At 45.9% G+C, this 25,456-nt stretch carries 22 protein-coding genes; 15 read left to right on the top strand and 7 right to left on the bottom strand.

Features of this window, described 5'->3' with window-relative positions:
- The first annotated feature begins 286 nt into the window (after positions 1–286).
- From JMY03_RS05780 to JMY03_RS05755, 6 genes are all read left to right on the top strand, one after another.
- Positions 287–2,080, top strand: a complete 1,794-nt coding sequence (locus JMY03_RS05780) for a vWA domain-containing protein (protein WP_201601853.1) — start codon at positions 287–289, stop codon at positions 2,078–2,080.
- Between the two features lie 302 nt (positions 2,081–2,382).
- Positions 2,383–4,110: an AMP-binding protein gene (locus JMY03_RS05775; RefSeq protein ID WP_201601851.1), complete on the top strand. Its 1,728-nt coding sequence runs from the start codon at positions 2,383–2,385 to the stop codon at positions 4,108–4,110.
- A 284-nt stretch (positions 4,111–4,394) separates the two neighbouring features.
- Entirely contained in the window at positions 4,395–6,146 is a 1,752-nt protein-coding gene (locus JMY03_RS05770; RefSeq protein WP_201601849.1) for an AMP-binding protein, read from the top strand.
- Positions 6,147–6,306: 160 nt separating this feature from the next.
- Positions 6,307–7,023, top strand: a complete 717-nt coding sequence (gene rph / locus JMY03_RS05765) for a ribonuclease PH (RefSeq protein WP_025644883.1) — start codon at positions 6,307–6,309, stop codon at positions 7,021–7,023.
- 262 nt (positions 7,024–7,285) lie between these two features.
- A complete protein-coding gene (locus JMY03_RS05760; RefSeq protein WP_201558962.1) occupies positions 7,286–7,783 on the top strand; it encodes a hypothetical protein in 498 nt (165 codons plus the stop codon).
- Between the two features lie 150 nt (positions 7,784–7,933).
- Entirely contained in the window at positions 7,934–8,671 is a 738-nt protein-coding gene (locus tag JMY03_RS05755; protein ID WP_201558960.1) for a hypothetical protein, read from the top strand.
- A 100-nt stretch (positions 8,672–8,771) separates the two neighbouring features.
- Here the strand turns inward: JMY03_RS05755 and hemJ are convergent, their stop codons facing one another.
- From hemJ to serB, 6 genes are all read right to left on the bottom strand, one after another.
- On the bottom strand, positions 8,772–9,206 hold the full coding sequence (hemJ, locus tag JMY03_RS05750) for a protoporphyrinogen oxidase HemJ (protein ID WP_025644877.1): 435 nt from the start codon (positions 9,204–9,206) through the stop codon (positions 8,772–8,774).
- 70 nt (positions 9,207–9,276) lie between these two features.
- Entirely contained in the window at positions 9,277–10,458 is a 1,182-nt protein-coding gene (gene bioB, locus JMY03_RS05745; RefSeq protein WP_201601847.1) for a biotin synthase BioB, read from the bottom strand.
- A gap of 138 nt (positions 10,459–10,596) precedes the next feature.
- A complete protein-coding gene (locus tag JMY03_RS05740) occupies positions 10,597–11,103 on the bottom strand; it encodes an SCP2 sterol-binding domain-containing protein (protein ID WP_201601845.1) in 507 nt (168 codons plus the stop codon).
- Between the two features lie 250 nt (positions 11,104–11,353).
- Complete coding sequence (gene aciT / locus JMY03_RS05735) at positions 11,354–11,755, bottom strand: AciT family ciprofloxacin tolerance protein (protein WP_227675495.1); 402 nt, start codon at positions 11,753–11,755, stop codon at positions 11,354–11,356.
- Positions 11,756–11,911: 156 nt separating this feature from the next.
- Positions 11,912–12,910 (bottom strand): DUF368 domain-containing protein, encoded by a 999-nt coding sequence (locus tag JMY03_RS05730; RefSeq protein ID WP_390879951.1) that lies wholly within the window; start codon positions 12,908–12,910, stop codon positions 11,912–11,914.
- A gap of 206 nt (positions 12,911–13,116) precedes the next feature.
- The gene (gene serB / locus JMY03_RS05725; RefSeq protein WP_201601839.1) at positions 13,117–14,415 is read right to left on the bottom strand and encodes a phosphoserine phosphatase SerB; all 1,299 of its coding nucleotides are present in this window, start codon (positions 14,413–14,415) and stop codon (positions 13,117–13,119) included.
- A gap of 416 nt (positions 14,416–14,831) precedes the next feature.
- Here serB and JMY03_RS05720 point away from each other — a divergent pair, with 416 nt between their 5' ends.
- The 6 genes from JMY03_RS05720 to JMY03_RS05695 all read left to right on the top strand — a co-directional run bounded on the left by JMY03_RS05720 (position 14,832) and on the right by JMY03_RS05695 (position 19,575).
- Positions 14,832–16,346: a hypothetical protein gene (locus JMY03_RS05720; protein WP_201601836.1), complete on the top strand. Its 1,515-nt coding sequence runs from the start codon at positions 14,832–14,834 to the stop codon at positions 16,344–16,346.
- Positions 16,347–16,497: 151 nt separating this feature from the next.
- Positions 16,498–16,740, top strand: a complete 243-nt coding sequence (locus JMY03_RS05715; RefSeq protein ID WP_201558943.1) for a PA3496 family putative envelope integrity protein — start codon at positions 16,498–16,500, stop codon at positions 16,738–16,740.
- Positions 16,741–16,884: 144 nt separating this feature from the next.
- Positions 16,885–17,445, top strand: coding sequence for a YecA/YgfB family protein (locus JMY03_RS05710; protein ID WP_084212609.1), 561 nt, complete (start codon positions 16,885–16,887; stop codon positions 17,443–17,445).
- A gap of 12 nt (positions 17,446–17,457) precedes the next feature.
- Positions 17,458–17,916 carry a YbjQ family protein gene (locus JMY03_RS05705; RefSeq protein WP_025644859.1) on the top strand — a complete coding sequence of 153 codons (459 nt, stop codon included), beginning with the start codon at positions 17,458–17,460 and terminating at the stop codon, positions 17,914–17,916.
- 63 nt (positions 17,917–17,979) lie between these two features.
- Positions 17,980–18,453 carry a YbjQ family protein gene (locus tag JMY03_RS05700; protein WP_201601833.1) on the top strand — a complete coding sequence of 158 codons (474 nt, stop codon included), beginning with the start codon at positions 17,980–17,982 and terminating at the stop codon, positions 18,451–18,453.
- Positions 18,454–18,681: 228 nt separating this feature from the next.
- Complete coding sequence (locus JMY03_RS05695; protein WP_201558939.1) at positions 18,682–19,575, top strand: bile acid:sodium symporter family protein; 894 nt, start codon at positions 18,682–18,684, stop codon at positions 19,573–19,575.
- 119 nt (positions 19,576–19,694) lie between these two features.
- On the opposite strand, the gene JMY03_RS05690 is transcribed toward JMY03_RS05695, so the two are convergent.
- A complete protein-coding gene (locus JMY03_RS05690) occupies positions 19,695–20,870 on the bottom strand; it encodes a formate/nitrite transporter family protein (protein ID WP_227675494.1) in 1,176 nt (391 codons plus the stop codon).
- 337 nt (positions 20,871–21,207) lie between these two features.
- Here JMY03_RS05690 and JMY03_RS05685 point away from each other — a divergent pair, with 337 nt between their 5' ends.
- The 3 genes from JMY03_RS05685 (at position 21,208) to JMY03_RS05675 (ending at position 25,213) form a co-directional block, all read left to right on the top strand.
- A complete protein-coding gene (locus tag JMY03_RS05685; protein ID WP_201601830.1) occupies positions 21,208–24,174 on the top strand; it encodes a valine--tRNA ligase in 2,967 nt (988 codons plus the stop codon).
- 189 nt (positions 24,175–24,363) lie between these two features.
- A complete protein-coding gene (locus JMY03_RS05680) occupies positions 24,364–25,038 on the top strand; it encodes an NYN domain-containing protein (protein ID WP_201601821.1) in 675 nt (224 codons plus the stop codon).
- Positions 25,039–25,084: 46 nt separating this feature from the next.
- Entirely contained in the window at positions 25,085–25,213 is a 129-nt protein-coding gene (locus tag JMY03_RS05675) for a hypothetical protein (RefSeq protein ID WP_227675520.1), read from the top strand.
- The last annotated feature ends 243 nt before the right edge of the window (positions 25,214–25,456 follow it).

The following is a 25,456-nucleotide window of genomic DNA, read 5'->3' as shown; positions in this document are numbered from 1 at the left end:
TAAAGCCAATACAGGCATAATATAGCTGTCGACTGCGTTTAAAGAATGTCTCAAACAAAGGGTTAGTGTGATAATACTGCTATCGTAAAGCAAATACTAAGAATTAAAAAGACTTATAGGCGATTAGACGACAGTTCATGACGCCTTGTTGTTTTATACCTTGTCATTTTATACATTATTGTTTTGCAGGTTGTTATTTTAAAGACAGCGCCGCTTTATATAGCTTTTAGCAAATGAGTTCAGTAGTATAAATAAAGGCTTATCCCTAATCACAAGGATGTTATTTATGTCACCTTTTTATCACCATCGCTTGCGCTCACACACCGTGACCACGAAGACTTTAGCAGTCAGTATTTTAGCAGCTTTAAGCCTAAGCGCTTGTAGCTCACAGCAAAGCGTCGTGACGGCTAGCGACAATAGTAGCCGTGTCATAGAAAGCGAAGCTGGATTAATTGAAGCACCAGTTGTCGTATCAGCGCCAGTGGCCCAAAACAGTAAAAGGTCGCAAGTGCCAAGTCCATCTATAAACCGCGCCAATACACTTTATGATATCTCCTCAGGGCCAGCAGTTATTAGGCCTGCGCCTATCGTCGTGGTAGAGCCAGCCGGTGATAACTATCAAAAAAACATCGCCAATCCCATCAACCGTACCTTAGACAATCCGGTAGCGACTTTATCCATCGATACTGACACCGGTAGCTATAGTAATGTGCGCCGCTATCTCAACGAAGGTCAGCTGCCGCCTGCCGACGCGGTCAGAGTCGAGGAGATGATCAATTATTTTCCTTATGATTTTTCTAACAGTCAGCGTTTAGGGCAAGCGCCGTTTGTAGTGGAGACTGAGATTGTCGACTCGCCTTGGGATAGGGTCGATCAGGCCAATCAAATTCTCAAAGTCGGTATCAAGGCCATCGATCCGGCCCAGTACACTCGTAGCGCCAGAGCGCAGCTACCAGCAGCCAACCTAGTGTTTTTGGTCGATGTCTCAGGCTCTATGAGATCCTCTGATAAATTAACGTTGGCCAAAGCCACGTTAAACTTACTTGCCAAGCAGCTGCGGGCGCAGGATACTATCAGTATTGTCACTTATTCAGGCAGCACCCGAGTGGCACTTGCGCCGACTAGTGGTAGCGAGACGGCAACGATTCAAGCAGCGGTGAATAGCCTAAAGGCGGCAGGCTCGACCAATGGTGAGGACGCGCTAAAACTGGCTTATGAGCAGGCGAGCAAAACTTTAAAAGAGGGTAGTATCAATCGCATCCTTATGCTGACTGATGGCGATTTTAATGTGGGCATCAGCGACGTCGATGAGATGATGGATTTGGTCAAAGCCAATCGCGATCGCGGTATCTCCTTATCGACTTTAGGCTTTGGTCGCGGCAATCTCAATGACTATATGATGGAACAAACCGCTGATAACGGTAATGGCAATTATAGCTATATCGATAGCTTAAGCGAGGCCAAAAAAGTACTTGATGATGAGCTAAATGCGACTTTTAATACGGTTGCAAGTGATGTCAAAATTCAGCTAGAGTTCAACCCAGCGCACGTCGATGAATGGCGCTTGATTGGCTACGAGAATCGTCTGCTAGCTGAGCAAGACTTCAATAACGATAAGGTTGATGCTGGCGAGTTAGGCGCGGGCAAGGCTGTAGTCGCGCTATTTGAAATCACACCTAGAGGTGAGAAGGGCGCAATTGCTCCGCGCCGTTATGCTGATAATACCCAAGCTTTAGCGAATAACAGTAATAATAAGGAGCTGGGCTTCCTCAAGATTCGCTACAAGGCCACCCCGCAAGCCTCCTCAAAATTGCTTGAGCTGCCAATTACTACAGTCAATAAAAGAGTCTCCTTAATGAGCGCGCACCCTGATACTCAGTTTGCGGTAGCAGTAGCAAGCTTTGGACAGCGTTTGCAACAAAGCCCATATATCAATGATTGGCAATATAGTGATAGTACTCAGCTTGCCAACCAAAGTCTCAGCTATCAGACCGTTGACGATGCTAATGGTTTACGCCGCGGCTTTGTCGAATTAACACAGCTTGCTGAAGCACTACAACCGGTAATTAATAAACAATAGTAGTTAAAATAGAGACAATAACTGCTAAAAAATAGCGTCATTGATAGATGAGAGATTTTAAGAACAGTGATTTGAGAAACTTTAGTTGGCTAGATAGTGACGCTTAAACCATTAATGTATCAGACAGGATTTTGTCGCTCATGAATACTTTTGCTTTAAAATAGTAACCGTCAAGTCATTTTGCACACGCAAGTAACATTCTTTTGTATTGAGTAGTCTATACAAAGTGTGTATGTTAAGGGTTACGCGGGTGCCCGATCAATTATTTTACCCTTTACTATATTATTAGGAGCAAGAAGATTATGGAAAATCAAGTAAACCCAACCCGTAATGACAACCCAGTTTGGCTAAAAACATATGAAGAGCTTGGACTCACTTATGATATCAATATGCCGCCCGAAAACAGCTCACTTATCGATATCTTTGAAAAGAGCTTCGCTGAATTTAGTAATAGAACCGCTTTTATTTGCATGGGCGCGTCGATTAGCTTCCAAGAAGTAGACGAATATAGCAAGCAAGTCGCTGTTTATCTGCAGTCGTTAGGACTAACAAAAGGCGATAAAGTAGCGGTTATGATGCCGAACATCTTACAGCTACCCGTGACGGTCATTGGCGTGCTGCGCGCAGGTCTCACCTTAGTCAACGTCAACCCTCTATATACCACCTCAGAGCTTGAGCATCAGCTGACAGATTCAGATGCCAAAGCACTGATTATGGTCGAAAACTTTGCCAAAACGTACCAAGATATCGGCCGCGACGTCGTTGATAATGTCGTGATTACCGGTATGGGCGATATGATGGGTACGCTCAAAGGCTTTATGGTCAATACCGTCGTACGTCACGTCAAAAAAATGGTCCCTGACTACAATATCGGCAACAGTATCAGCTTCAAAAACATGCTGAAAAAGAGTCCAGCCCGTAAGTATAAGCGTCCAGACGATATTACCCTTAACGATATTGCCGTTCTACAATATACCGGCGGTACCACTGGGGTCGCTAAAGGCGCTATGCTCACGCATAAAAACTTAGTCGCAAACTTAGTACAAAGTAATACCTTCTTAGGCAGTGCCTTTGATGAATTCGATAAGCGCGGCGAGCAGCCTGTCATTATGACTGCCCTGCCGCTGTATCATATTTTCTCCTTTACTGTCTGCGGTATGTTCGGGATTTATCGTGGTTGTATTGGTCTATTAGTACCAAACCCGCGCGACTTAGACAGCCTGATGAAAGCTTATGAAGCCAATCCGCCTTCGTTCTTCCCAGCGGTCAATACTTTATTTAACGCACTTGCCATCAATGAGAAGTTCAAAGCGATGGATCATAGCAAGCTGCTTGTCTCTATGGGCGGCGGTATGGCAGTACTCAGCTCAACTGCTGAAAAATGGCGTCAAATGACCGGCAATATTATCTTGCAAGGTTATGGTCTGTCTGAGACCTCGCCGGTATCAACGGCCAATCCGATCAACAGTACCACTTTTACTGGAACTATCGGCGTGCCTATGCCAGGGACTGAGATTGCTATCATTGATGATGAGGGCAATGAGGTCGCGCTAGGCGAGCGCGGTGAGATTGGGGTACGTGGTCCGCAGGTGATGAAAGGCTACTGGCAGCGTAAAGAAGCTACCGCTGAGGTCATGACTGATGATGGTTATTTCTTAACGGGTGATATCGGTATCATGGATGAGGATGGTTATGTGACTATCGTGGATCGTAAAAAGAACATGATCTTAGTCTCAGGCTTTAACGTTTATCCGACCGAAGTCGAAGAGGTGATGTCCGGTCATCCCAAAATCGTTGAGTGCGGCGTCATCGGTATCAACAATGGCGAGAGCGGTGAGGTGCCGAAGATCTTTGTGGTGCGTCAAGATGAGAGCCTAACCAAAGAAGAGGTACTAAAATACAGTCAAGATAACCTGACGGGCTACAAGCGTCCACGTTATGTTGAGTTCATCGATGAGCTACCAAAATCAAACGTCGGTAAAATCTTGCATAAAGATCTGCGCGATATGGAAGCCAAAAACAACGCTTAAGCTAAAGGTAGCTAGCGAGTGATAAGCGGCTAATGATGGCAGCTTAAAAACCACAGATACTGAATATCTGATATCAAAAGACAGAGATAAGGTAGCTATAAGCTGCCTTATCTTTTTTTGTGGCATTTTTCTTTGTGTCACAGGGTCTTGCTTAGCAATAGAGAATTTTTAGCAAAAATGCTATAGTCGCTAGCACTAGAATCCAGTAATTTTACTAAATAAAGAGTGCTTTTTGACAATGACATTCTAAATATCCCCTTAAATTGAATCATTTAGGACCACTTATGACTGAGAATAACAAGACTTCATCGCCTGCCATCCAAAATGAGTTTCCAACGATACCGGACATCCCAAGCGATAGACCTTGGCTCAATGCTTATGAGCGTTATGGCATTGACGCTACTATCGATATGCCAAAAGACGATACGTCGCTGCTTGATGTTTTTGAGCGCAACTTTCGCCGCTATGGCAAAAAAACCGCTTATATCTGTATGGGTGCGTCGATCAGCTACAAGCAGCTTGATCTCTATAGTCGTCAGATTGCCAGTTATTTGCAGTCGCTTGGTCTCCAAAAAGGCAATAAAGTCGGCGTGATGATGCCTAATATTTTGCAGTATCCTATAGTGGCTCTTGGTATCATTCGCGCAGGCATGACCTTAGTCAACGTCAATCCTCTTTATACTAGCCGCGAGCTGTCGCATCAGTTGCATGACAGCGGCGCTAAAGCGTTATTTATCGTTGAAAACTTCGCGAAAACTTATCAAGAAGCGGAGGATAAAGGTCAGGTTGAGCACGTTATCGTCTGTAAATTGGGTGATATGTTAGGCACGCTAAAGGGTACAGTGGTCAATCTAGTTGCCCGCCATATCAAAAAAATGATCCCTTCTTACAATCTGCCCAACAGCACCTCATTTAAGCAAGCGCTGAATTCGGTATCTGCCAGCAAATATCAGCGTCCTAAGCTCAATCTCAGCGATGTGGCGCTGCTGCAATATACCGGCGGCACAACAGGCGTGGCCAAAGGCGCAATGCTATCGCACGGCAACTTAGTCGCCAACATGCTACAGATCAGCGTCCTTATGAATAGCGCTTTTGAGGATGATGCCAATAGCGATGATGTGATTTTGACCGCGCTGCCGCTGTATCATGTGTTCTCCTTTATGGTCTGTGGTATGTACGGTATGTATCAAGGTTACACAGGCTTACTGATTCCTAATCCGCGTGATCTCGATGGCTTGATCAAAGAGATGGATAAATATAAGCCTTCGTTTATTCCTGCCGTCAACACTTTATTCAACGGTCTTGTGCATCACGATGATTTTGCAAAATTGGATTTCTCTAATCTAAAAGCGGCTATCGGTGGCGGCATGTCGGTACTGCCAAGCGTCGCCAAAGAGTGGCATAAGGTCACAGGTTTACCTATTGTAGAAGGCTATGGTCTGTCCGAAACCTCGCCAGTAGTGGCTTTTAACCCCATGACTATTGCCAAATTCACTGGCAAAATTGGTATTCCGGCTTCAAACACTGATGTTGTGCTTATCGATGAAGATGATAATGAAGTGGCAATCGGTGAGCGCGGGGAGATATGCGTAAAGGGCCCGCAAGTGATGATAGGCTACCAAAACCGTCCTGATGAAACCGCAGAGACCTTTACTAAAAACGGTTATTTAAAAACTGGCGACATCGGTATTATGGATGAAAAAGGCTTTATCAAAATTGTCGATCGTAAAAAAGATATGATATTGGTCTCAGGATTTAACGTCTATCCGAACGAGATCGAAGAGGCGATGAGCGAGCATGCAGCGGTAAAAGAAGTCGGCGCTATCGGTGTGCCAAATGACGAGCGCGGCGAAGACCCAAAAATCTTTATAGTCAAAAAAGGCGATGTCACCGAACAAGAGCTTATCGATTTCGGTAAAAAACAACTGACCGGCTACAAGCGTCCTCGTCATGTACAGTTCGTCGATGAACTGCCGAAATCTAACGTCGGTAAAATCTTACGTAAAGAACTACGTAAAATGGAAGGTTTAGAATAAACAATAGGGGTTAGTGCTGAGTATTTATAAAACCCAAAGTGCTTATACCAGCGTATGGCGCTGCGTCAATCTTGCTATTGGCGCGCTGCCACGTTAGGATATCTTCTATATTTTACAAGGGCTTTTATAACCTTGTTCCAACTCTACCTTAGGATACTATATGCGTAATGACAACCGCGAGCTTGATCAACTTCGTCCAATCAGCTTTGAGCGTCACTATACCAAACATGCTGAAGGCTCGGTGTTGGTTAGCTTTGGCGATACCAAAGTGCTTTGTACTGCCAGTGTCGAATCCGGCGTACCGCGCTGGCTAAAAGGTAAAGGCAAAGGCTGGGTCACTGCCGAATATGGCATGCTGCCACGCGCGACCAATACCCGGAACCAGCGCGAAGCGGCTCGCGGCAAACAGTCTGGTCGCACTCAAGAGATTCAGCGTCTAATTGGCCGTAGCCTGCGCGCGATGATCGATCTGAGTAAATTAGGTGAGAATACCATCTATCTTGATTGTGATGTGCTGCAGGCAGATGGCGGCACGCGTACTGCTAGTGTCACAGGCGCTGCAGTTGCGCTGATTGATGCGTTAGAGAGCTTGCAGAAAACCAAAAAGCTCAAAGCCGATCCGCTGATTGGTTTGGTCGCTGCAGTGTCAGTCGGTATGAAAGACGGTCAGGCGTATCTAGATCTTAATTACGAAGAGGACTCTAATTGCGATACCGACTTGAACGTGGTGATGACGCAAAAAGGTGAGTTTATTGAGCTACAAGGCACTGCTGAGGATAAGCCATTTACCCGCGCGCAGGCTGATGATATGTTGGCGCTGGCCGAAAAAGGCATCAGTGAGCTGGTCGACTTACAAAAAACAGCGTTAGGCTGGTAAGGTATCTAATTAGCTAGAGGGTTATGCTAGGGCGTGTCCCTAATTCAAGCGTTTATGACTAAATGGGCTAAAAATGGCTAAATCTTTGGCAAACGGTGTCAAATAGCTGGTCAATATCTTGATATTACCTGCGCTATTTTCCTTGTTTGCCTGCGATTTATCTCATTTTTATCACCATTTTTGAAATAGGGACACGCCCTAATGATCTTCTAGCTACGGGCCAAATACGAGTTGTTTTATTATTCTGTGACAGGTTGTCTCTATGCTTAAGTTGACTGATGACGGTGCGAAGATTAGCTTGCAAGGACAGCCGCCTAGCGGTGATAATGGGCTATTTTGGTTTGGCTCAGCACTGTTGGTTGGCGCAGTTGGCGTGGCGATGGCGATGAGCCTACTGCCTGAGCGCCTCTCTATCGGCGCGTTGGCTTTGCTTATTATCGGTAGTTTTTTCTTTAACAGGCAACGTCAGCAGCGCAAAAAACAGCTCAGCGGCGTCATCAGCAGTGGCGTGTTATGGGTGCGCGCAGGCGAGTTGGTCCATGATAGCAACGGCAAGCGCGACTCTATTCAGCTCAGCGAAGGGGACAAAGTCACGCTATTTGGTGAGCAAATCCAGATCTTAGATGCTAATGATAACCGCAAATACCATATCAGCGGCTTTGACAGTGTACAAGAAGCGAAGGCGGCGCAAGCAATATTGCAAGGTCAAGCGCTGAGCAAACGCCATGTCAATATTAAAATGCAGGACAGCGCTGATTAAAGCACTACTCTTCGCTTGATATGACCTACTATCTAATTTTTAATACCTTTTGTCATCTAATTCGTGCTGATAATGCTTGCAGCTTCCTAGCTAAATGGTTTATAACTGATATCAAAGTTTGTTATTGACTATTTTGCTAGGGAGTCGGTCATGTCGGGTTTGTCTATGAGCGCAAAGCTGCGTTTGGGTAATCAGTCGCTTTTAACAGCGGGGATGCTTGTCTTTATGGCGCAAGCTCACGCGGACAGTATGAGCGCTCTTATCGCCCAAAAATCAGCACAGGCTAATGTCCGCTATACGCCCTCGTATTCAGCAGCACCCGCTGCTACAGTGAGCACTCGCTCTACTATAAAACGTGCGCGTCCTCACACAGCTACTCGCTCTACTAGTTATTCTTATCCGCAGCCCTTCTATCAGCCGCCACAAGTCTTGCCAGCGTTTTTATCCGGCAGTTATGATAATGTCGATAGCCAATATTTACCGATACTTAGCCAAGCCGAGAGCCAAAGCAGCACGGCCGCGCGCGAGGTCATCAGTACCGCACGCACTATGGCGCTCAATGAGCGCGCTATTATTCAAGGTGGCTGCTGGGACTACTTAGATGCGGTGTTTAAGCGGGCAGGGGTGACTCGCGATACCGTCCATAAAGGCATCTATCGACAAGGCCCGTATGCTGCGAGTCACGAGATACAAGCAGGAGATTGGCTGTATTACATTAATCATGGCTATAACGGCGTCGAGCACAGCGGCCTGTTTGTCGGCTGGGTCGATGAGTCCGCTAAGCAAGCGCTGATGCTCAGCTATGCCGGTGAAAACCGCCGCGAGCCTGCGCGTTATAAGGTTTATGACCTCAGTAACGTCTATCAGATTATGCGTCCAACCATATAGCTTAGTTAGAATATAATCACCTCTAATGATCAGACATAAAAAAGCGTCCGCAGCTTATAAGTTGCGGACGATTCTTAAATAATAGCCGTGAGCTAGCGTGCTAAAAGGGCTTGACCACTACTAAGATAACAATAATCACTAAGCCAAGGACAGGCACTTCATTGAATCCGCGCCAAAACTTATGTGATTTGTATTGCGGCTCATCAACAAGTTTTTTACGATAAAAACCGCAAGCGCCGTGATAGGCTGAGAGTAGAATCACTAGTAGTATTTTGACATGCAGCCAGCCTTGGGTTTTGTAGACCTCCCAGCCTAGTCCCACCATCCATAGGCCAAATATCCAAGTGGCGATCATCGAGGGGGTCATAATACCGCGATATAGCTTGCGCTCCATAATCACAAAGCGATCTTGGCTGATTTTGTCCTCACTCATCGCATGATAAACAAACAAGCGCGGTAAGTAGAATATCGCAGCAAACCAGCACACCATAGAGATGATATGCGCCGCTTTAATCCAGTTAAAATAATCTGCCATAACTTACTCTCTAAACCTTTTTGTTAATGCTCTGATGCTTTATGCTGATGTTTACTAATGTCAAAGCGGCTTACTCAGTGAGTAACACCTCGGAGCGCTGACCGCTTGCCGCATCTAAAACAGCGACGACTTTTGGCGCTCTAGGCGCTGCTATCTGCGCAGTTAAACCTAGCTCTTGCATCAATCGATTGTCATTGGCTTGACTGGCGTTACCTGTGGTTAATAGCTTATCACCATAAAAAAACGAATTGGCGCCCGCCATAAACGCCAATGCTTGCTCGCTATCTGATAAGCTCTCACGTCCCGCTGATAGCCGCACGTAGCTCTTCGGGCAGCAGATACGCGTCACCGCAATCGTACGAATCCACTCCAGTACGGGCAGCTCGCCCTCGCTTAATACCTTGTCACCGAGCGGTGTGCCTTTGATAGGTACTAATAAATTGACCGGGATAGATTCCGGCGCTTTTGGCATCTTAAGCAGCTCATGTACCCAGTCGATCCTATCATCACGGCTCTCACCCATGCCGACGATGTTACCACTACAGACATGAATGCCTGAATTACGCACATGATCGATAGTCTCTAGTCTGTCATCATAGCTGCGGGTAGTGACGACTTGATCGTAGTAACTTCTAGAAGTATCGAGGTTATGATTGTAGTAATCAAGCCCCGCATCAGCTAATTGGCTCGCCTGATCTGAATCGAGCATACCCAGAGTCATACAAGTCTCAAGCCCTAACGCTTTGACCTCTTTTATAAGCTCTATCACGTAGGGCATATCTTTTTGACTAGGGTGCTTCCAAGCCGCTCCCATACAGAACCTTGATGATCCGCTAGCTTTGGCGCGTTTGGCAGCGGCAAGCACTTTATCTACTGCTAAGCGTTTTTCGGCTTGCAGTTGGGTCTTATCACGGTGATGACCTGACTGCGAGCAATAGCCACAGTCCTCAGGACAATTGCCGGTCTTAATAGACAGTAGCGTGCTAATTTGTACCTCATTGGCAGTGAAGTTCTCTCTATGGATACTCTGCGCTTGAAGCAGTAAATCCATAAATGGCAAGTCAAATAGCGCTGCTATCTCGGCACGGCTGCGCTTTTGAACAGAAGGACGAGCCTGATTTTGGGTCGCGTCGGTTGCCAGATCAGCAGCGGTTTTAGCCGAGTGTACAGAAGTAGCCGGGACAAAACCGTTGATGTCATCTGCTTTATCATTAACCGCAGTAGGTTCTGAGATACTAAGTAATCCTGCCATCATTAATCCTTTAATTTACATGGAACGTTAGCCTCTAAAATTAGGCCATAAAAAAGGTCACGGCATCTAGTATACCGTAACCTTAATTAAAATACTTAGCGCGAGAAAACAAAGCTGTTTAGGCGCTATTTATTAGAGTTATTTGCCAAGCTTATGCTTCGCGACGCCTACCCAATGCTGTGCAAACTGCTGGGCTTTATAAGCGTAAGGCTTAGCTTTATTGATATAAGGCTCACACTCTTCTGGGATAGTAGGTACGATATGCTTAGCAAGCTTATTGAACCACATCATCAAGCTATAATCGCCCTCAATGCTAAGCTTACCTTCTTGCACTGCGGTCATAAAGGCCGGCAGGCTACCTTTAGTTAATAGCTTAACACCGGTCATAGAGTCTTTGAATTTGATGGTCAGGTCCGCTTTTTCAGCTGCGCCGCTTTTTTGCTCAAATTGACCATTATCGAAACTAAAATGACGAGCGATGTCTGCTTCTTCGCTAGCAATTTCGATGACTACTTGGCGATCCGCCAGTAGCTGCTGAAACTCTTCATTATCACTATCAGCAAGCATGGACAAGCGGTAGCCGACAACTGCAAGCAATACATCTAATGGATCGGACTTGATATCTAAAACAGGAACAGTAAACATAATAACACTCCTAAGGGTCAGTAAAATAAAGCGTACTCTATAGTAATTATCACTATAAGCATATATTTAAATGATAACTTATGCGTCCAATACAATTCATTAGTAGTTGCGTAGAGACCGTTAAGTATCGTGTAACAATAGCTCGTTGTTATACTGTTAAAAGCAGAGTTTTGAAGCTAAGGGCTACTTTTAAGACCATAAAAAATGCGCCGGAGAGTGGCGCATTTTTAACGAAAAAAACAAAGAGGTATCACTCAAATCGTGGCTGATAGTCATCATAGATAGGCGAGTGCTCGACGTAACGGGCTGCTGCGAGTGCGCGCTCTTGCTCCATCGCTTGACTGACGTCCTCAAAACGCAGGGCGCGATACAATACCCATGCAAATAAGGGTAGCCAGCTGATTCCCATCGCCGCTACATAGCCATGCCACTCTGAGAGCGAGGTCCAGAGCATCAGTCCACTATGTATCACCTCAACAGCTAACCAATAGGCGACGCCGCCTAATACATACCATAGCAGCCAGCGCTGCGAAGACAAGCTAATGGCGACAATGAGACTGGCTAATATACCATAACCCAACAAAGCGCTCGTATTGCCAGCCGCACTTAAAGTCTCAATACTCGCCATAGAAAATACAGTCGATAACATCATTCATCTCGCTATTCATAAGGTGAATTCCAATGACTTATTATGAAAGCAAAAAGACAAAAGCTAAAGCGAGAAAAGTGCGGTTGCGACAACAGTTGACGTCTGTTTTTTTAGGTTTTGTATCCTTATTATTTATCGCTTATCACTTATTACTAATCATTAAAAGTTAGCGCGGGTTTGTTTGCTTTGATGTCCCCACCAAGACAGCAGTGATACTAGAACTGCGCCTAGAATCATTAGTCCTACAGTCGTTAGCCACTGCGCGCCAGTCGGGTAGTGCCAAGGCATGACATTATGAGTCGCCTCGCTATTGAGCGTACCGAGTGCATCCACTTTCCATGGCCAAACTTTGACTAAAGAGCCGGCGATAAAGCCTGTTAATAAAGCTAGAGTCGCTTGATAATACTTTGATAATAGCCATTTTAGCAGTCGGGTAAAGAGTAGCAATCCCGTCAGCATGCCTGCCATTAAGGTAAAAATAACGGTCAAATTAAAGGTATCTACCGCTTCTAGCACCGCATCATAAGCGCCCATGAGCAGTAAGATAAATGAGCCTGAAATACCAGGCAGAATCATCGCACAAATCGCAATCGCTCCGGCAAAAAACAAGTACGGCAAGCTTGGCGTAGCAGAAGATATCGGTAACTGGCTAATAAAGACTGCAATGAGTAATCCTGCGATAAATAAGCTTGCGCGCGCCGCCGTCCAGCGCTTAATCTCGCTCAATAAGATCACGACAGTAGCGACAACTAAGCCGAAGAAAAACGACCAAATAAGTAAAGGTTGATTGTCTAGTAAGTACTTAATCATGCCGGCTAAAGTGGCAAAGCTAGTCACGATACCTAATAGCAAAACCAATAAAAAAGTCGCATCAACTTGTCGCCAGACGGCAAGCAAGCCTTTGATGCCGCCATCAGTACGAAACACTTGCCAAAGACTCGGCCCAATACTACCCAAAGCGTTGATTAGGCGCTGATAAATACCCGCGATTAAAGCGATAGTACCGCCCGAGACGCCAGGAACGATGTCAGCGGCGCCCATGGCCATGCCCTTTATGTAGACACCAAAGAGCGACTTAGGTTGAGCTGATTTATCAAGGGAAGAGGCGTTAGGCCGATGGGTGGGCGGCGTATTTGGCCGCGGTGAGGGTGATGTCATTATTGACATTCCTTATAACAATGAAACAACTAAAGAGGATTGATACACTTACGGAGGCGGCATTTAGCGTCCGAGGTACTGCGACTGCGATCTACAAACTACAAACTACAAAAATGCTCATACGCTAAGCCAAGTGCTGATGTTGGCCGAGCGTGACGAGCTAAATGGACGATAAAAGGACTTGCCCCATTTTATACTTAGTAGACTTAGGACACCGGCGATAGTTCAGGATAGCCAAGCGCGTAGAGTACGCCTTCTAGTCCGGTGACATTGACTGCAGCATCGGCGCGGGCTTGGACGATAGGCTTAGCGTTATAGGCGACGCCTAAATCGGCAAGCGCCATCATCGGTAAATCATTAGCGCCATCACCCACACAGACCACTTGCGTCATCTCAATACCTAAGCGCTCAGCGGTCTGCTGAACGATGGCCGCTTTTTTATCACCATTGACGATAGGCAATTGAATATGCCCGGTGACTTCGCCTTCTTCTATATCCAAAAAGTTGGCATGCACCTCATCGATACCGAGGCGCTCAGCGACATAATCAGCGAAGTAGGTAAAGCCGCCTGAGACGAGTATCGTATGATAGCCAAGAGCCTTTAGCGCAGTGATTGTAGTATGAGCGCCGGTAGAGATCTTCAGACGCGCACAAATCTCATCGAGCACTGTCGTTGGAATGCCTTCAAGCAGTGCGACTCGTCTGGCAAAAGACTCATCAAAATCGATCTCACCGCGCATAGCCGCCTCAGTGATGGCCTCAACTTCTGCTCCAATACCTGCAGTTTTGGCCAGCTCAACGATGACTTCTTGTTCAATGAGCGTGGAGTCCATGTCAAAACAAGCCAACTTGTGCGTGCGTAGCATGTGACCGATAGATAAGATATGACAGTCGACTAAATTCTCGCTATCTAAGCTTGGCGTGACTTCGTTGCCCGTACTTTCGTTGTCCGTACTTTCATTTTCTGAACTTTGATTGCCTGTACTTTGATTATCAGTGCTTTGATTGCCCGTACTTTGATTATCAGTATAGTGCTGAGCCAAGTCACGACGCAGACGAGTCGTTAACTGATCGTCGATAATATGCGCTGCGGCCACCTTTTTGGCCGGATGCATTAAGGTATCTGTCGCCGGTACTAGCAGATAGCGGAACACTTGTGCAGGGACAAACGCCGATTGGGTGGTGTCTTGTGTTTGAGCATTAGCAGCGGCGTCGCTTGTGGCGACATTGACATCAACCTCAATAAAGTTCGCCTCAGCATCTTCGGCTACCGTGACCAAATGCCAACTTGGCTGCTCATCCACCCAAGATTGTACATAGTTATGGATATCTAGCGCCGGCACATGGGCGGGTAGCACCACAATCAAAGCAAACACCGGTAGCGACTGCAAGGCATCAAAGTCGCTCAAGCTTGTGCCACTAGGTAGCAGCGCGGCGACAGAATCGACGGCTTGTTGCCATGCTTTGCTGTCTTTTGGTAACGAGTAAGGCGTATTTTTTGGCATGGCTAAATTGTCCCTTGTATGCACAGATAAGATTAGGAATAATAACAGCTTTAGTACGCTAAGCCTATATGTGAGGCACAAACTATCTAGCATGCAAAAAAGCCTCATGGCAGACGCAAAGGTGGCCAATAGCGCTAAATAGCTCGCTAATTTAACGACAGCAAAATGGATGAAAGTTTAGGCTTAAACCTTAGAGCATTAAATTTATTATCGCCATAAACTATGATAGCCGTGATGATGATATAGTAGCTATAAGCGCGTTAGCGTTCGGCGATAAAACTGAGCTTGCCAAGCACCAGTTAGCTTATCTATAGAGCCGTTAGCCGCTACTTGACCTTATGCTTTTCCTAAAACGATCACAAAACGATAGACAGTGTCGTTTTTTCATTCTTTCTTATAAAAAAGTTTACTCTACCATGACTTATTTAGCGCCGCGGCAAGGATTGTTTGCCATCATAATCTTGATTAGTTTTTGTTTGCAAACCTTACTGTTAGTCATTAGTACTGATCAGCAGTTGAGCAACAGTCGTCAGCTAAAAGGCGAGCAGATGGTCGCTCAGCTTATCGATGAGGCGCGCTTGTCTTTAGAGAATCAAGACCGGGTCAGCCTGAGCGTTATCGCCAATCGCTATACTAGTGAGCAAGATGTCACGCGATTGGTCATTAAAGATAACAACGATGAGGTGTTAGTGCCCGTAGGTAATGCGCCTATGCAACAAGGCAATACGATTAGCCAAATAGCGACTAATGGCGATGCGGTGATCGGTAGCGTCGCGCTCACCTTAAAGGACATCAGCAAAGGTGAGATTATCACCATGCAGTGGCCGTTTGTGATTGGCTCGATGATTTTGCATTTATTGCTATTATTGGTCTATAGCTATGTTGCGCGGCCGACAAAAGAGCAGATCAGCGCGCTAAGTCAAGATATAGAAGATGTGCATCGTGAGCAGTATGCGCGCCGAGCGCAGGCTCATAGCCGTTATCCTGATGAGATCAGTCAGCAAAGCGAGACTGAGGCTTATGCGCAAGCCGCGCTTGATGACAGCGCTAGTGCGTCAGCAAATACTAAAGCCGCCGCAGTCAATACGGCTACTATACATAGTGAGCTAAATGCTTATCTCAAGTCTCAGCAATCAGCGGACACACACTCAACCGATACTCACTCAGCCAGCAGCAGTGCCGCTCAAAGTAATGCGAGCGCGGCGCGCGCTTCTAGACCGGACCAAGCGCAGCATGACGCGGATACCACTCAAAGTCATACAACTGATATGGCAAGCGCCAAAGGGTATGATGCGGCTAAACCTAGCGCGCAGGGCTCTAGTTTATCTTCTTCTCGCACCCTTGAGACGGTAAGTGTACATATTAGCTTTCATGACGAGTACAACATGCTCGAGCTTTTAGCGCCAGAGACGCGTGTGCCTTATCTAGCCTTATGTACTCAGCTCCTGCAGCAAGCTTTGACTGAACTGTTAAAGCAGCCTTTATTAATAGGAATTAGCGCGGTCAATGAGCCGCACTTTGATGAAAATGGCGCTATAGCGGTGCTCAAAGCAGATAATAGCCACGCAAAAGTAGCACTGGCCGGAGTCATGCTAGGCAAGCTGTATTTGATGCTTAATAAAATCATTCATGATAAGCATATTGAGCTGTCTCGCTTTGCGCTACCGGCAAAAGTAGGCGTCAGTGATGAAGCGCGAGCAGAAGCGATGACTCAGCTGCTCGCGAGCGTCGGCAAAAAAGAGCAGATGCTTATATTACTGCCTCAAGTAGGTCTAAAACAGATCGCAAGCTACGTGCAGGTACAAAGCGTCAAGCGCCCAACTACAGTCTATGAGCGTGAATGTGCGATATTTGATGGAGGTAATGACGCTATGATGCAGCGCTTAGCCGATGTGCGCAACTCAGTGCTGATGACAGAAAGTGAAGCTTAAATCGCCTAGAGAATAAAAATCAGTACCGAATCAGTACCAAGATAAAATGCGCTTAATGACGAAAAGCATTGACAAGACACTTTAGAGACTTTATAAGGCATATATAAATTGAATGATTTTGAATTTTTGGTACAAATAATAGGAGTTTGTCATGAGTGATCCTGATATTGATGATTTTGATGATGAATTTGCCGATGACGACGATGCAAAGATGGTAGAAGAGGCTGAGACCAGTGTCCGTACGCGCCTGAGCAGTTTAGAGAAGCGTCGTCTCATTGATAATTTATTAGAAGAAAAGCGTCTAGCAAAAGCGCTAAAAGACGACTTAGAAGATGATGGCGATGATGATCTCGACGACGACTGGGACGACGACTGGGATGATGACGAGGTCTAGCTCTCGCGCCCTTTGCTAAAAGGGCAACACACTGAGCTAACATAAGACAACGCTAGTCGTGCTAAGCGGATACCTCTTAATATAGAACCTCCTAATCGAGTAATAGCGTTAAAATTCGGCAGCCAAACGACAAGGAAGCGCGCCATGAGTAGCAACCCATTGAGCTTTGATCAATTACTAGATTTTTTGGATAACCAAGAGAGCCTCTACGTGCTCGATAGTATCGCCACCCATGGGTTTTTGACCGCTACGGTGATCGGTCGTCCACTGCCTAACTGGTTGGATGCGCTATTTGATGGTCAAGCGGACAAACTACCAGAGAACGTAGTAGATGGCGTAAAACGCTGGCGTCAAGCTATCCTCGCTGAGCTCAAAAATGAGCAGCCCATTGAGCTGCCATTTAACGAAGATGCGCAGGATGAAGACACGGCGATGGACTTCTCTGAGGAGTCAGATATCGTCGCTTGGTCGATAGGGTTTGTCGATGCGATGTATGCTGATGAAGCTGAGGACTGGTTTGAGAACGAAGAGACAGCTGAAGATGTCGCTGTTTTAACCTTGCCTATGGTCGTATTCAGCGGCATCGACGATGAAGATGAAGAGCTGACACAAATGCGCAGCGATGATAAGAAAATGGCGCAAATGGCCAATAGTATCGAAGGTAATTTGACTGAGCTGTTTTTATTATTTCATACCAATGATTAACAGGGCTATTCCATGACCGTGCAACTCTCCAACCTTGAGCATTTACCAGGCTATCGTATTACTGAGCGCTTAGATGTCGTCTATGGTAGTACCGTGCGCTCAAAGCATGTCGGTAAAGACTTATTTTCGGGTCTAAAAAACATCGTTGGCGGCGAGCTGACCGCTTATACTGAGCTACTAGAAGAGTCGCGCCAAGAAGCGATAGATCGTATGGTGGTCAAAGCTGAAGCGTTGGGCGCTGATGCTATAGTCGGACTACGGTTTTCGACGTCTAGTATCGCCCAAGGCGCCTCTGAGCTATTTGTCTACGGCACTGCCATCAAAGCAGTACCCGAGGAGCAGCCATCATCCAATCCGTATCCTAGCGATACGGGTTATCAGTCTTATCAAGCGCCTAATAACCAAGGCCAGCCAACAGCAACCAACCCTCCTGCAGATGACTTACCACGCTTTAATCCTTTTGGTGAGTAGTGCCTTTTCATACAATTAAGTCATACCGCTAAGCTGTCAGACTTTTATCACTAGAGATGGGTTATGAATAACTCTTTAACGCAAATGCTGATCAACTATGCGCCGCTACTGATTTTGTTTGTCGTCGGCTGGTTCTTTGGTACGCGCCATGAGCGCCAGCATTTAGGACGTTTATCAGTAGCAGAAAAAGAGCTGAGTCATATTATCGTCTCAAGTGAGCGTTTTTATCGCCCCAAGTTACAAGCGGATAGTGAAGGCGAGCTTGTGCTTGGCAGCGTGGTCATCGCGCAAGACTACTTCAAAATGGTCATCGCCAAAGTGCTGAGCTTATTTGGCAAAAACTTAACCACTTACGAGACACTACTCGACCGAGCTCGCCGGGAAGCGCTCGTGCGTATGCGTACCCAAGCGCATAGCAAAGGCTATAATCACGTCTATGGTCTGCGCTTAGAGGTTACGAATGTCAATCAGCTCGGCAGTATGGTCGAAGCGATTGCTTACGGTACGGCGGTCATCAGCAGCGATAATCTCAAATGACTATCTACTATTATCAGTCATCTCATATATAAATTACAGCTCAAACCAAACCTCTTATCTGCGACAACTACTGTCTAATCATACCCTCGTTTTTATTATTAAAAAACAAAAGCCTATTGTTGACTGGTAAGTAGTCGAAACTGAGCAATGAGTTTATGCTTGTACCGTTATACTCATTTATAACGTTATTTTTCGGCCTAAATAGGTCTTCACTACATGGAAGTAGTTATGGAAAGTGTTCAGCTAGTCACCTTTGTCAATTCAGTCGTCATTCCCATTTGTCTATTTTTGATTATGATGGGCATGGGTCTGACCTTGGTCGTAAATGACTTCAAACGCGTAGTAAAATTCCCTAAAGCGGTGAGTATAGGTTTAGCCAATCAGCTTATTATGCTACCGCTTATCGGCTTTGCCCTTGCCAATATTATGCCGCTACGTCCTGAATATGCAGTAGGCGTCATGTTACTAGTGCTATGTCCGGGCGGCACCACCTCCAATCTGTTCACTTTTTTGGCCAAAGGCGATGTGGCGTTATCAGTGACTATGACCGCCATTGCTAGCGTTATTACTGTCTTTACCATTCCTATCGTACTGAGCTTTTCGCTGGTTTACTTTATGGGTGCAGGTACTGAATTTCAGCTACCTATTGCCAAAACTATGATTTCACTCTTTGTGATTACTATTCTGCCTATTAGTATTGGTATGATAATTAAACGCTATAAGCCAAAACTTGCCGACAGCTCGCAAGTGCTGGTTTCTAGATTTGGGGTAACATTTTTGGCGATGCTCGTGGTGTTTTTGAGCTATGTGCAACGCGATATTATCGTTGACGCTTTTGTGAATACAGGGCCTGTTTCGTTAATTCTCAATCTAGTCACTATGGCACTTGGCTACTTCTCCAGTAAGCTATTAGGCTTAAACTTAGCGCAAAGAACCTCGATTACTATGGAAGTGGGACTACAAAACAGTACGCTGTCGATCTTTATGGCGCTGACGCTATTGTCTAACTATGATATGTCGATGACGCCAGCGATCTATACGCTGATTATGTTCTTCACCGCCGGTATCTTGGTCAAGGTATTCAGTGGTAAAGCCAAAAAGCAACAAGCAGCTTATGCCTAAGCAATAAATGATCGAGACAAGGTAAAATAAAAATCTCATGACCAAGCGATAGTACTGGTCATGAGATTTTCTATAAGTAACGGTTAGCATCAGTCCCTTTAAGCAAGTGCCAGACACTTTTAACGCTTGCGACCGTTAAGCCTTGCTAACTTGTTAGACTTATCCTCAGCACTTTCTTCGCGAACTTTAGCCACATCAAACAAGAAGGTACGGTTTTTAAGCACCGCCACAAACACCACACCGCCAACAGTATTACCAGCTAATACGACTGCCAAAAATAGTAAATAATCTAATATACCCACAGTAGTGCCGTACATTAAGGCGGCGAATACTTCGATATTGCCAACGATGCTGTGATGCAGCCCCAAAAAGCCAATACTCCCTGTGATCAGTGTCACAAGGACGATGCGACTAATGGTATCGCGCGCGGAGGTCACAAGCCAGGCGGCAATGCCCATCATCCAGCCGGCGAGTACTGCGCTGCCAAAGATTACCCACCACTCAAAGCCTAAAATGTGCTCGGCATAAGCATTGATAGCGCTTACGGTAAATAGATCCATATTAAGACCTAGGCCAATCATCAAAGCGGCAAACAGACAACCGCCGACGACATTACCCGCGATAACGATGCCCCAAAGTCGTAGCAATTTATGCAAAGGCTCAATCTTATTCAGGACAGGCAGGCTTAATAAAGAGGTTTGCTCAGTAAATAATAATGACTGCCCAATGACCACGATGATAAAGCCAATCGGATACAGTAAGGAGGACAGTACCATAGCGTAGTCATCCGGTACGACACCCTTGAGTAGGGCAAAGGCAGACAAAATCACAAAGAAGCTAATGCCAATTTCCAGCCCCGCAGTAAAGGCACTGGTAAACAATGAGCCTAAGGAGCGGCCAAAAGTTTCTTTGGCATCGATGAACTGCTCGACTAAGATACTCGCTGAGCTTTTGGCTTTACTTAAGTTGTCGTCGCTGGCGACTTTTTTGATAGTTTCTTTTTCTTCCTCAGTGAACTCTTCTGGGAAGTCTTCATCGCTGAGGTTTTCGGTGACATCACTGCTAGGCGCGCTAGCGTCGACATCCTGTGACGAATTTTCTTTGTCAGTATTAGCATCATCATCTTTGACGCTGCCATCGACGTCATCATTAACTTTGTCTTCGCTAGCTTCTAGAGGCTCTTTATCGGTCGCTACCGTATCAGAGTCTATACTGTTTCTTTGTATATCGTGCTGACTTTGAGCATCTAAAGTGTCGTTTGCTACGTCTTGGGATTTGTCGTTATTTTGGGGCACGGCAGGCTCGCTATTTTGTATGGATAGTAACAGTATTGTGAATATACTTAATGTTCAATGTGCTTCATTCTTAATATCTCAGTGTTAATCTTTTAGTGTCATTATTTTAGTATTAAGCCGTTGCGGTAAAAGTGATATGCTCCATTATATTTAGAATTAGACGGATTGCTGTTGTTGATTGTTTAATAAGAATTAATAATAGCGCTGAAATCTGCGCCGATAAATCACCTTAACGCTAACAAAATAAACCTATCTGCGTTAAAATCACTCTATTCGTTATTAACCCTATATTTATACCTATTTTTTACCTTCATTATTAATAAAAGACCAGGCCACTATGAGCAATTCTAATACTAACACTAACACCAACCTAACCCAGTCTATCCAAGCCGCGCTAAGCCAATTAGAGAACGCTTATAACCCAAGCGCAGTAGAGGCAGGCATGTATCAAGGCTGGGAAGAAAGCGGCTATTTTCAGCCGACGTTTGATAAAGATGACTCTTTCTCGATTGCCTTGCCACCGCCAAATGTCACGGGCTCGCTGCATATGGGACATGGGTTTAACAACGCAATCATGGATGCGCTCACACGTTATCACCGCATGGATGGCGACAATACGCTGTGGCAACCGGGTACGGATCATGCCGGTATCGCCACGCAAATGGTGGTTGAGCGTCGTCTCAACGCTGAGGGTATCCGTCGCCATGATCTAGGCCGCGATGCTTTTATCGATAAAATTTGGGAGTGGAAGGAAGAGTCGGGCGATAATATTACGACTCAGATTCGTAGGCTTGGCAGCTCAGTCGACTGGTCGCGTGAGCGTTTTACCATGGATGACGGTCTGTCCAATGCGGTCAAAGAAGTATTCGTACGTCTGTTTGACGAAGGTCTTATCTACCGCGGTAAGCGTTTGGTCAATTGGGACCCCAAGTTCCAAACCGCGCTGTCAGATCTTGAAGTCGAAAACCATGATGAAAAAGGTAACCTTTGGCATTTTCGCTATCATTTCACGGATAAAGACCTAACGACCCAAGATGGCAAAAACTATCTAGTCGTTGCCACCACTCGTCCTGAAACGCTCCTTGGCGATACCGCTGTCGCGGTCAATCCGAGCGATGAGCGTTACGCACATTTAGTGGGCAAGACCATTACTTTGCCAATCACAGGGCGCATCGTTCCTATCGTCGCCGACGATTATGTCGATATTGAGTTTGGTACCGGCTGCGTAAAAATCACCCCTGCCCACGATTTTAATGACTACGAATTAGGCCGTCGTCATGAGCTGCCGCTGATTAATGTATTGGATGCCCATGCCAATATCTTGCCACAGATGGAAATCTACCCTGATTTGCAAACGCGTGAGCCTAACTTGGAGACAACGCCAAGCGACCACGCAGGTGATAGCTACGCAGGTCTTGAGCGCTTTACCGCCCGTGTCAAGATGGTGGCACAAGCGCAAGAAGAGGGCTGGCTAGATAGTATTGAAGACTACGAGCTTAAAGCGCCGCGCGGCGATCGTAGCGGCGTCATCGTCGAGCCGTGGCTGACCGATCAATGGTATGTAGCGGTCAATAAGCTGGCTGGTCCCGCGATTGATGCGGTCGAGAATGGCGATATTGAGTTCGTCCCCGCGCAGTATAAAAATATGTATATGGCGTGGATGACCGACCTGCAAGACTGGTGTATCAGTCGCCAGCTGTGGTGGGGACATCGTATTCCGGCTTGGTATGACGATGTGACAGGTGAGATTTATGTCGCACGTGATGAGGCCGAAGTTCGCACTAAATACAACCTAAGCAATGATATCAAACTGCGCCAAGATGATGATGTGCTCGATACATGGTTCAGCTCGGGTCTATGGACGTTTAGTACGCTTGACTGGTCAGATCCTAGTGCTGATCCGCGCGTGCTAGAGACTTTCCACCCCACCAGTGTGCTCGTCACCGGTTTTGACATCATTTTCTTTTGGGTGGCGCGCATGATTATGCTGACCATGCATTTTGTCAAAAACGACGACGGCAGCCCGCAAGTACCGTTTAAGACGGTCTATGTCCATGGTCTCGTCCGTGATGGCCAAGGGCAGAAAATGTCCAAATCCAAGGGCAACGTGCTCGACCCAATCGATATCATCGATGGTATCGATTTGGAAACGCTAGTAGAAAAGCGTACCAGCAATATGATGAACCCAAAAGACGCCGCCAAGATTGAGAAGCAAACGCGTAAAGAGTTCCCTGAAGGCATCGCGGCTTACGGTACGGACGCGCTACGCTTTACCTTTACCTCCTTGGCGAGCACGGGCCGTGACATTAACTTCGATCTAAAACGCGTTGAGGGCTATCGTAACTTCTGTAACAAAATCTGGAACGCCAGCCGTTTTGTACTGATGAACTGTGTCGATAAAGAGGGCAGCGCGCTGCCTATCGACCAAAGCGCAAAGCCTGAGGTGTGGGAGCTACCCGAAAAATGGATTATGAGTCGTCTAAATTCTAGCGTCCAAAATATCCATCAGCACTTTAACCAGTATCGCCTCGATATGGTCAGTCATGATATCTATGAGTTTATCTGGAACGAGTACTGCGACTGGTACGTTGAGCTTGCCAAAGCCAGCCTCAATGATGACTCAGTGACAGACGAGCGTAAAGCGCAAATCCGCTACGTACTGCTACATGTGCTTGAGAGCTCCATGCGCTTTACCCATCCGATCATGCCGTATCTGACCGAGGAAATTTGGCAAACTATCGCGCCGCTGCTAAATCGCAAAAACACCGACAGCATCGTCATCGCTGATTATCCGCAAACCGATAGCGCGCTGATTAGCGAGCAAATCGAGTCCGATATGGACTGGCTACAAGAGCTGATCGCTAGCGTCCGTAATATCAGAGGTGAGATGAAACTCGGTAACGCGGTGCGCTTGCCTGTGCTACTACAAAATATCTCTAGTGAAGAAGAGCAGCGTCTATCGCGTATTGCCAATCAATTTAAGGCATTAGCGAAAGTGGAGAGCTTAACGATTCTAAAAGACGGTGATGAGGTGCCACTATCCTCATCGAGTATGGTTGGTCAGCTACGCGTCCTTGTACCCATGAAAGGGCTGATTGACCCAACCGCTGAACTAAAACGTCTGGGTAAATCTTTTGATAAGCTACAAAAGCAAGCCGAAGGTATCTCGCGTAAGCTGAGCAATGAAGGCTTTGTCAGTAAAGCGCCTGCGGCAGTGGTCGATGCGGAGAAAGCGAAACTGGCTGAGCTAGAAGGGCAGTTGACGGCGATGACAGCGCAGATGGAGCAGTTGAAAGCGTTGTAACTTAGTAATTTCATTGCAAATAAACGTACCAAATATATTTGCATAATACCTTTGGGGTAGATATAATAAACTTACAACTCACCCTTAGTATCTAAAATTAAGTTTTTAGCTTGCATAGGGCAAAAAAACCGTTACAGTGTCATGCTGTAGCGGTTTTTTTATATCGACAAAAAAGTTAGGCGGTTAAATTTGAAAACCAATGTATATATTGATGGCTATAATCTATTTTATGGCTGTCTAAAGCACAGTAATGACAAATGGCTGGACCTATACCATCTATTCGCCAATCGTATCATTCATACACAAGATCCAAACGCTGTTGTTGACACCGTATATTTCTTTACCGCAGATATTAAATCAAAAGTATCCACGATGGGTGCAAACGCTCAGCAAGCACAGCACGCTTATCATCGGGCCTTGCAAACAAAGTATCCTAATCATATAAAAATCATAAAAGGGTACTATGCGTTTGAAAAAGGTAATATGCTCAAATACAAACAACCCCCTGACAAAAGCGACCGTGTTGAAGTGTGGCGCTTAGAAGAAAAGCAGACGGATGTCAATATTGCATTGACTGCCTATCGAGATGCGATACAGAATAAGGCACAACAAGTGGTCTTTGTCTCGAATGATACCGATCTTGAGCCTGCGCTTAGAGCACTGAGAGAAGATCTGGGCGACGCTGTTACTATCGGTGTCATCATTCCCATAAGAAAAGATAGCCGTCGTCCAAAAAACCAAAGCCTCAGCCAATATGCTGACTGGACACGCTCGTATATTACCGATGATGAACTGGCAGACAGCCGCTTACCCAATAAAGTACCTACCAAGAAAAAACCAATTCTAAAGCCAGAATATTGGTAAATTTCGTATTTTTCACAAGCTACTTTATACCTAAAAAAGGTGTAAGATAAGTATTGGAGGCTTTGTGAGTAAAGCGCCAGCCGAAGTAGTCGATGCTGAGAAGACGAAACTGGCTGAGCTAGAAGGTCAGATTAAGACTATGGCGGGGCAGATGGAGGAGCTTAAAGCGTTGTAAAAAAAGCAAAAGCTTAAAGAGCATGGCCTCAGCATCGAAGTTCTTTACACCATAGAAATATGCGATGCATGGGGCAGTGTTCTTTAACGACTTAGCTCGGCGCTCGTCCCTCGCGCAAGAACAATAAGAGTGACCTAAGTAAGAAAGTATAGGGTAGGTTGGCATCGAGGTGCAAAACCAAAACATGCCTTAACTGTTGGATATTATAGACTCTATCCAGTCTAATAGTATTAGCTATATTAA

The organism is Psychrobacter submarinus (assembly GCF_904846685.1).
Taxonomy (GTDB): Bacteria; Pseudomonadota; Gammaproteobacteria; order Pseudomonadales; family Moraxellaceae; genus Psychrobacter; species Psychrobacter submarinus.
Note: the sequence above shows the minus strand (reverse complement) of the source record. Positions and strands in the feature narration are given on the sequence as shown.

What these genes read in the sequence shown, in the direction of transcription:
- JMY03_RS05740 (WP_201601845.1), bottom strand. Translation starts at nt 11,103, where the DNA reads ATGTTTACTGTTCCTGTTTTAGATATCAAGTCCGATCCATTAGATGTA.
- JMY03_RS05685 (WP_201601830.1), top strand. Translation starts at nt 21,208, where the DNA reads ATGAGCAATTCTAATACTAACACTAACACCAACCTAACCCAGTCTATC.
- hemJ (WP_025644877.1), bottom strand. Translation starts at nt 9,206, where the DNA reads ATGGCAGATTATTTTAACTGGATTAAAGCGGCGCATATCATCTCTATG.
- JMY03_RS05755 (WP_201558960.1), top strand. Translation starts at nt 7,934, where the DNA reads ATGTCGGGTTTGTCTATGAGCGCAAAGCTGCGTTTGGGTAATCAGTCG.
- JMY03_RS05730 (WP_390879951.1), bottom strand. Translation starts at nt 12,910, where the DNA reads ATGACATCACCCTCACCGCGGCCAAATACGCCGCCCACCCATCGGCCT.
- JMY03_RS05705 (WP_025644859.1), top strand. Translation starts at nt 17,458, where the DNA reads ATGACCGTGCAACTCTCCAACCTTGAGCATTTACCAGGCTATCGTATT.
- JMY03_RS05780 (WP_201601853.1), top strand. Translation starts at nt 287, where the DNA reads ATGTCACCTTTTTATCACCATCGCTTGCGCTCACACACCGTGACCACG.
- JMY03_RS05775 (WP_201601851.1), top strand. Translation starts at nt 2,383, where the DNA reads ATGGAAAATCAAGTAAACCCAACCCGTAATGACAACCCAGTTTGGCTA.
- JMY03_RS05760 (WP_201558962.1), top strand. Translation starts at nt 7,286, where the DNA reads ATGCTTAAGTTGACTGATGACGGTGCGAAGATTAGCTTGCAAGGACAG.
- aciT (WP_227675495.1), bottom strand. Translation starts at nt 11,755, where the DNA reads ATGATGTTATCGACTGTATTTTCTATGGCGAGTATTGAGACTTTAAGT.
- JMY03_RS05695 (WP_201558939.1), top strand. Translation starts at nt 18,682, where the DNA reads ATGGAAAGTGTTCAGCTAGTCACCTTTGTCAATTCAGTCGTCATTCCC.
- JMY03_RS05770 (WP_201601849.1), top strand. Translation starts at nt 4,395, where the DNA reads ATGACTGAGAATAACAAGACTTCATCGCCTGCCATCCAAAATGAGTTT.
- JMY03_RS05700 (WP_201601833.1), top strand. Translation starts at nt 17,980, where the DNA reads ATGAATAACTCTTTAACGCAAATGCTGATCAACTATGCGCCGCTACTG.
- serB (WP_201601839.1), bottom strand. Translation starts at nt 14,415, where the DNA reads ATGCCAAAAAATACGCCTTACTCGTTACCAAAAGACAGCAAAGCATGG.
- bioB (WP_201601847.1), bottom strand. Translation starts at nt 10,458, where the DNA reads ATGGCAGGATTACTTAGTATCTCAGAACCTACTGCGGTTAATGATAAA.
- JMY03_RS05710 (WP_084212609.1), top strand. Translation starts at nt 16,885, where the DNA reads ATGAGTAGCAACCCATTGAGCTTTGATCAATTACTAGATTTTTTGGAT.
- JMY03_RS05715 (WP_201558943.1), top strand. Translation starts at nt 16,498, where the DNA reads ATGAGTGATCCTGATATTGATGATTTTGATGATGAATTTGCCGATGAC.
- JMY03_RS05720 (WP_201601836.1), top strand. Translation starts at nt 14,832, where the DNA reads ATGACTTATTTAGCGCCGCGGCAAGGATTGTTTGCCATCATAATCTTG.
- rph (WP_025644883.1), top strand. Translation starts at nt 6,307, where the DNA reads ATGCGTAATGACAACCGCGAGCTTGATCAACTTCGTCCAATCAGCTTT.